Annotated in this window: 7 protein-coding genes and 1 pseudogene; 1 reads left to right on the top strand and 7 read right to left on the bottom strand. The window is 67.7% G+C overall.

Annotated features, from left to right (window positions below; all coding sequences use genetic code 11):
• Positions 1–629 precede the first annotated feature (629 nt).
• From CU044_RS29970 to CU044_RS40250, 7 genes and pseudogenes are all read right to left on the bottom strand, one after another.
• Positions 630–1,421 (bottom strand): ABC transporter permease, encoded by a 792-nt coding sequence (locus CU044_RS29970; protein WP_129771880.1) that lies wholly within the window; start codon positions 1,419–1,421, stop codon positions 630–632.
• On the bottom strand, positions 1,418–2,419 hold the full coding sequence (locus CU044_RS29975; RefSeq protein WP_193564111.1) for an ATP-binding cassette domain-containing protein: 1,002 nt from the start codon (positions 2,417–2,419) through the stop codon (positions 1,418–1,420). Before CU044_RS29975 ends, CU044_RS29970 begins: the two co-directional genes overlap by 4 nt.
• A 179-nt stretch (positions 2,420–2,598) precedes the next feature.
• On the bottom strand, positions 2,599–2,925 hold the full coding sequence (locus CU044_RS29980) for a DUF1048 domain-containing protein (RefSeq protein ID WP_129771881.1): 327 nt from the start codon (positions 2,923–2,925) through the stop codon (positions 2,599–2,601).
• A 1-nt stretch (position 2,926) separates the two neighbouring features.
• Entirely contained in the window at positions 2,927–3,283 is a 357-nt protein-coding gene (locus CU044_RS29985; RefSeq protein WP_129771882.1) for a DUF1048 domain-containing protein, read from the bottom strand.
• On the bottom strand, positions 3,280–3,606 hold the full coding sequence (locus CU044_RS29990; protein WP_129771883.1) for a PadR family transcriptional regulator: 327 nt from the start codon (positions 3,604–3,606) through the stop codon (positions 3,280–3,282). Before CU044_RS29990 ends, CU044_RS29985 begins: the two co-directional genes overlap by 4 nt.
• Before the next feature lie 274 nt (positions 3,607–3,880).
• Positions 3,881–4,354 carry an IS30 family transposase gene (locus tag CU044_RS39830; RefSeq protein ID WP_240045934.1) on the bottom strand — a complete coding sequence of 158 codons (474 nt, stop codon included), beginning with the start codon at positions 4,352–4,354 and terminating at the stop codon, positions 3,881–3,883.
• Positions 4,355–4,592: 238 nt separating this feature from the next.
• Positions 4,593–4,961: pseudogene (locus CU044_RS40250) on the bottom strand (hypothetical protein); the annotation flags it as partial.
• A gap of 263 nt (positions 4,962–5,224) precedes the next feature.
• On the opposite strand from CU044_RS40250, the gene CU044_RS39840 reads away from it, so the two are divergent.
• Complete coding sequence (locus CU044_RS39840; protein WP_240045935.1) at positions 5,225–5,440, top strand: hypothetical protein; 216 nt, start codon at positions 5,225–5,227, stop codon at positions 5,438–5,440.
• The last annotated feature ends 560 nt before the right edge of the window (positions 5,441–6,000 follow it).

The following is a 6,000-nucleotide window of genomic DNA, read 5'->3' on the forward strand; positions in this document are numbered from 1 at the left end:
GTTGCGAGGCGAGCTTGACCTGGTCGGTCGTGGTGCACTCGTGCCAGCCGGTCAGGTCTCGCAGTTCGCTGCGGTGTCGCTTCGCGGCGCGGGAGGTGAAGTCGTAGAACCCCAGCTCGGCCGCGGCGACGCCAACGTGCTTGGCGACGTGCTCGACGGCGTCGGACGGCAGCTCCAGACGCATCTTGGGAAACCGGGTGCGCCAGGTCAAAAACTTGAGCTGGACGGCGAAGCACAGCCTGGTGGCACTGGTCTTGTTCCGTAACCAGCCCGCCTCGTCGCTGCCAGGGTGAAGTGGTCCACCACCCCGTCCACACCAAGATCCCGCCCCACGTCACAGCCCCTTCCGCCGCCCCGTGATCACCTGTCGGGCTGGACGGCAGAGGGGCTGGTGTACAGCGGGCACGGGTATCGGCGAAGTCACCCGGCACGGCGATCAGACCTGGTGGAAGCACGGCCCAACTGCCAAGCGCCCGGACGGGGGCAGTGGGGTGTGCCGAGATCGGGCAAGAGCCAGCCCGCCAAGGGCCAGGGCGATCGGCCCCGCCACCGGCCGGGCATATGGGTGCGGATCTGCACGCGGACCGGACGAGATGAGGTGCGGGAGGCGACCAATGCGGTCGTCTCGATTACTTCGGGTCGCGGTTGAACTGCGCCGTCGACCAGCGGTAGCCGAGCGCGCTCAGGCCGACGCACCAGACGACCGTGATCCAGCCGTTGGCGCCGATTTCGGTGCCGAGGAGGAGGCCGCGGAGGGTTTCGATGGCGGGGGTGAAGGGCTGGTACTCGGCGATCGGCTGGAACCAGCCCGGCATCGTACCGGCCGGGATGAAGGCGCTGGAGATGAGCGGCAGGAGGATCAGCGGCATGGCCATATTGCCGGCCGCCTCGGGGTTCGGACTGGCCGCTCCCATGCCGACCGCGATCCAGGTGAGCGCCAGGGCGAACAGCGTGATCAGCCCGAACGCCGCGATCCACTCCAGTGCCGTGGCGTCCGTGGACCGGAAGCCCATCGCCACCCCGACGGCGCCGACGAGGACCACGCTCATCACGCACTGCAGCACGCCGCCGACGACATGCCCGACGAGCAGAGAGCCCCGGTAGATCGCCATCGTGCGGAAGCGGGCGGTGAGGCCCTGGGTCATGTCCACACAGACGGACACCGCGGCCCCGATCACGGTGCTGCCGACGGTCATCAGCAGCAGGCCGGGGACGATATAGGCGATGTAGTCGGAGCGGTCCGCGCCGCCGCCACCGATGCCGGCGCTCATCACGTCGCCGAAGATGTAGACGAGGAGCAGCAGCATCATGATCGGCGTGAGCAGCAGGTTCAGGGTCCCGGATGGGTAGCGCCATGCGTGCAGGAGGTTGCGGCGCAGCATCGTGTTCGAGTCGCGTACAGCGAGCGGGAGGGAGCTCATCGCACGTTCTCCTTGGGCTGGTTGGGGACGTTTGCCGGGCCGGTCAGGGCGAAGAACACGTCGTCGAGGTCGGGGGTGTGTACGGTCAGCTCGTCGGCCTCGATGCCGACGGAGTCGAGCCGGTCGAGAATGGAGCGCAGTTCGCGCTGACTGCCGTCGCTGGGGATGGACAGCGACAGTGCCTCGTCGTCCCGGGTGATTTCGCGCAGGGCGTCAGCGGCGGACTGGTACGCGACCGGGTCGGTGAAGCGGAGCCGGATGTGCCCGCCCGGGATGAGCCGTTTGAGCTCCTCGGCGGTGCCCTCGGCGGCGATCTTGCCGTCGTTCAACACGGCGATGCGGTCGGCGAGTTCGTCGGCCTCATCCAGGTACTGGGTGGTGAGGAAGACGGTGACGCCGTCGGAGACGAGGCCGCGGATGATGCCCCACATGTTGTGGCGGGAGCGTGGGTCGAGCCCTGTCGTCGGCTCGTCGAGGAAGATGATCCGCGGGTTGCCGACCAGCGTCATCGCGAGGTCGAGGCGGCGCTTCATGCCGCCGGAGTAGGTCGAGGCGGGCTTCTTCGCGGCCTCTGCCAGGTCGAAGCGCTCCAGGAGTTCGGCGGCGCCCCGTCGTCCCTCGCTTTTGGACAGGTGGTGCAGGTCCGCCATGAGGAGCATGTTCTCCTCGCCGGTGATCAGGCCGTCAACGGCGGAGAACTGCCCGGTGACACCGATTGCGGCACGGACCGCCTGTGGGTCGGTGGCCAGGTCGTGCCCGCCGACGTGCAGGTCACCGGCGTCGGCGGTGATGAGCGTGGACAGGATCTTGACGGCGGTGGTCTTGCCGGCGCCGTTCGGGCCGAGCAGCGCGAACACGGACCCGGCCGGGATGCGCAGATCGATGCCGTCGAGGACGGTCTTGCCGCCGTACGACTTGCGTAGCCCGACGGCGGAGACGGCGGTCGGCGACGGGTGACCGTCCTTCTGTCTGGATGTGGGCATGACAGATGAAGGCATGGTGACTTCCTTCCGGAAAATGGTGTGGAGCGACCCGCCGCCGGAGACCTGCTCGACCACCTCGGTGGGCAGGATCCGCGGCGGCATCTGGTGGCCGGTCGGCCCGCATCTATGCGCGCTGTGCCGAGGCGAACGAACCGCGCGTGCGGGCTGAGTCGACTGGTGTGAGGCGACGAGTGCTACATCTCGGCCGTGCCGGATTCCCCGCTGATGGACTCCTGATAGACGTCCGCGTAGGTGCGTGAGTCCTTGATCAGATCGTCGCAGAACGCGGCGACGTCCGTGCCGATGAGCTCCAGGACCCCCTTGCCCGTGGCGGCGCCCTCCTCGAAGAAGTCGACGATCCCGGGGAGCAGGGGCCCGTCAGGCAGGTCGATCGGTCCGACCTTGAACAGGTACTTCTGCATCTCCTTGTAGACGATCTGGTAGTCCTGCGGGAGCGCTTTGACCCGGGCCATGTGTGCCCGCCACTGCTTCTTGCCCTCGATGATGTCTTGGATGCTCACGTCAGCCTCCCAGCCGGCTCAGCTTCTTTGCGACGTTCCTGTTCAACTGCTCGCGCCACCGGTCGCGATAGGTTCGAGCGCCTTCTCCACCGGCCAGCGCGGTGCAGAAGCCCGGGATGTCGTCGCCGAGCACCTCGTGGACGCTCTGCCCGTCGGCCGCTGCTACTTCGAGCAGCCCCAGGGCGGCGTCGAGGATCGGCATCAGGTTGCGGCCGGTGAAGTCCCCATAGGGGAAGAGGTGGGCGATGATCTGTCCCCACGCCGCCCGGTAGTCGTCCGGGAGGACCTCGGCCCGGGTTTCGAACGCCTTCCATTCCCTGGTGAGATCGCTGCCTGTGATCTTCTCCCAGAAGTTCATCTCCCGCCCTCCTTGAGCTTGTTGATGCGTGATGAGACGTACTGCCATTTCGCCCAGAACTTCGCGAGTTCCTCGCGTCCGGCGTCGTTGAGCGAGTAGAACTTGCGCGGGGGACCGACCCCGGATGGTCGTTTCGTCACCTGGACGAGCTTGTTCCTCTCCAGTCGCAGCAAGATGGTGTAGACGGTCCCCTCGACGACATCGGCGAAGCCGAGCTCGTTCAGCCGACGAGTGATGGCGTACCCGTAGGTTTCCTCGCTGCCGATGATTTCGAGCACGCACCCTTCGAGCGTGCCCTTCAGCATCTCCGTCAGGTCGTCCATCGCGAGTCCTCCTCGGCCCTAGCGGTACTACGTAGCACCGAGTACCACTATACGGTATCACCGAGTAGCGGGGGGCGGCAGAGCCTCCGGTCGGCGCGACCGGACCTGGGGCCGGTTTTGCGGGGACCCAGGCCTCGCAGCTGCGACTGCGGTTGGCCCGTCGGCTTGGCTTCATAGTGGGCGGGGGTTCGTGCGTCATTACCGCATTGCCCCGACCTCGACATCCCAAGGTGGCTTGCCGGCCAGCTTGCGGCTGTCGTAGACGAAGGCGAGCTCAAGCGGTCAGCGCATCACCGCTGTTCAGAAGGTCAGCGTAGACCTCTGCGGGAGTGCGGTAGCTGTGGGTCTTGCGCGGACGGTGGTTGAGTTCGTGGGCGATGGTGTCCAGGTCGGCCTGGTTGAACGTGCGGAGGTTCGCGCCCTTGGGGAGGTACTGCCGAAGCAGCCGGTTGGTGTTCTCGTTGGTGCCGCGCTGCCACGGGCTCCGCGGCTTGCAGAGGTAGATCGGCATCTTGGTCTCGGTGGTGATGGCGTGGTGCTCGGCGATCTCCCGGCCGCGGTCCCAGGTGAGCGTCCGCCGCAGTTTGGGCGGGATACCGAGAAGGCTCCTGGTGAGGTGCGGGGTGACCTGCTCGGCCTTGATGCCGTCCGGCAGCGCGACGATGGTCGTGTAGCGGCTGGTGCGCTCGACGAGGGTCGTAGAGCGAGAGGTAGATCGCTTCGTGCGAGATCTGCATGGCGGTGTCACCAGGGAACTGGCGTCGCAGCCACCCTGCGATCCGCTCGGGAGACCAGCACAGAGCCAGCTTGGCCTCCACCAGGGCGCGCAGAGACGGTCGTTGGGCGAGTTTGGCCTGCTTGGGCCGGCGCCCGCGCGCGTAGGCGGCCTCATCGGCGGAGGCGGCACGGTAGCGGTCCCGGCCGCCGTTGCGGGCGATCTCGCGGGAGACGGTCGAAGGCGATCGGCCCAGCCTCCTGGCCAACTGCCGGGCAGATTCCCCGGCGGCGATGCCGCGGGATATCTCTTCACGCTCGCTGCCGCTCAGATGCCGCTCCGATCGCTGCTGCGGGGCGAGGCGGACACCGCCACTCTGGTACAGGAACCGACGGGCGTACTGCATCGGTGCCCCAAGCGCCCGCCCGATCAAGCTGAACGACTGCCCCTCGCGCCAGCGCCTCCAGATCTCATCCCGCTGAGCCGGCGAAAACCCGTAGTCACGCACCTGTGCCTCCACGATCACATGATCATCCGTGGGTGGTGCGTTGATCACTTGAGGGTGCCAACGAATGACGACAGGCGGCCCGCTTGTCCAATGAACCCGGACTTTCCGGGGCCGACGGCGGCGCCGATCCATTCAGATCTGACGAAGGATGATGGGGTTCGCTGACGGTGAGGGTCGAATGCGACCACCGGCACGGGGAGCGGCATGGCCAACCTGGTCTACGAGCGGGTGTCGACCGACCAGCGGCCGACCGACCGTCAGAACCTCGTCCTCGCCGAGGCAGGGATCGAAGATCCGGTTGTCTTCGGGGAGACCGCGGGCACTTCCAGTCGCCTCCCCCCTGGGAACGGCCGAAGTTCGGCGAACTGCTGGCGTACGCGCGGCCGGGCGACACCGTGCACATCTCCGAGATGTTCCGCCTCGTACGCGGTACCGGCCACATCCTCGACGTGCTCGACGTCCTGCACCGCTACCAGGTGGGGCTATGCATCCACGACGGAGCGTTCTCCGTGATGGGCCTCACCGCCCGCCACCCGCGCACCGGAGAACTGCTGTCCGCCGAGGCTGAGGGCGGCAAGGGGTGGATGCCGCGCGGCCGTCGTGTTCGGTAAGACCGGCGGTGTGCGTATCGTGTACCTGGGCGGCCGGTTCATCGCGAGCCTTGCCTGCGAGCACGATGTCAGCCGCGGTGCCGTTCGCACTGTCGTCGCCGGCCTTCTGCCCGGGCACACGCCCGTCGACCCGGCGTCCCGACCCCGGAGCTGCGGTCGTCCCCGACGTGCTGGGCAAGGTCGCGGATTTCCTCCGCGCCACCGCCCTGGGCCTGCCGGGTGCGCCCTGCTCGACCAGGGGGTGGCTGTACGGCGCGGCCGGGGGTACACCCTGCGCGTCAGTGTCACGCCCGCGGTCCACCGCCGGCTCCTCGCCCGCTGCCGGCTCTTGGGTGGCATGCCGGGGACCTCGGCAGTCCCGGCGCAGCGCAAAGCCTGCCGCGAGTACGCGAGCCGCGTCAGCACCCCCTCGGGACTACCACCGGACCATGATCAACGGCTTGACGTCAACCGCGAACTCCCCAGTACCAGGACCGTCTTTCGGCGGGGTTTGGAGTTGGGGGAAGGTCTGGTGCTGGTGCTGGTGCTGGTGCTGGTGCTGGGGTCGGGGGTTGGGGGTT

The sequence above is a fragment of the Streptomyces sp. L-9-10 genome (assembly GCF_004151105.1).
In the GTDB taxonomy this organism is placed as follows: Bacteria; Actinomycetota; Actinomycetes; order Streptomycetales; family Streptomycetaceae; genus Streptomyces.

Excerpts from the sequence above, each read along its gene's own strand:
- CU044_RS29985 (WP_129771882.1), bottom strand. The coding sequence starts at position 3,283 with ATGAACTTCTGGGAGAAGATCACAGGCAGCGATCTCACCAGGGAATGG.
- CU044_RS29990 (WP_129771883.1), bottom strand. The coding sequence starts at position 3,606 with ATGGACGACCTGACGGAGATGCTGAAGGGCACGCTCGAAGGGTGCGTG.
- CU044_RS29975 (WP_193564111.1), bottom strand. The coding sequence starts at position 2,419 with ATGCCTTCATCTGTCATGCCCACATCCAGACAGAAGGACGGTCACCCG.
- CU044_RS29970 (WP_129771880.1), bottom strand. The coding sequence starts at position 1,421 with ATGAGCTCCCTCCCGCTCGCTGTACGCGACTCGAACACGATGCTGCGC.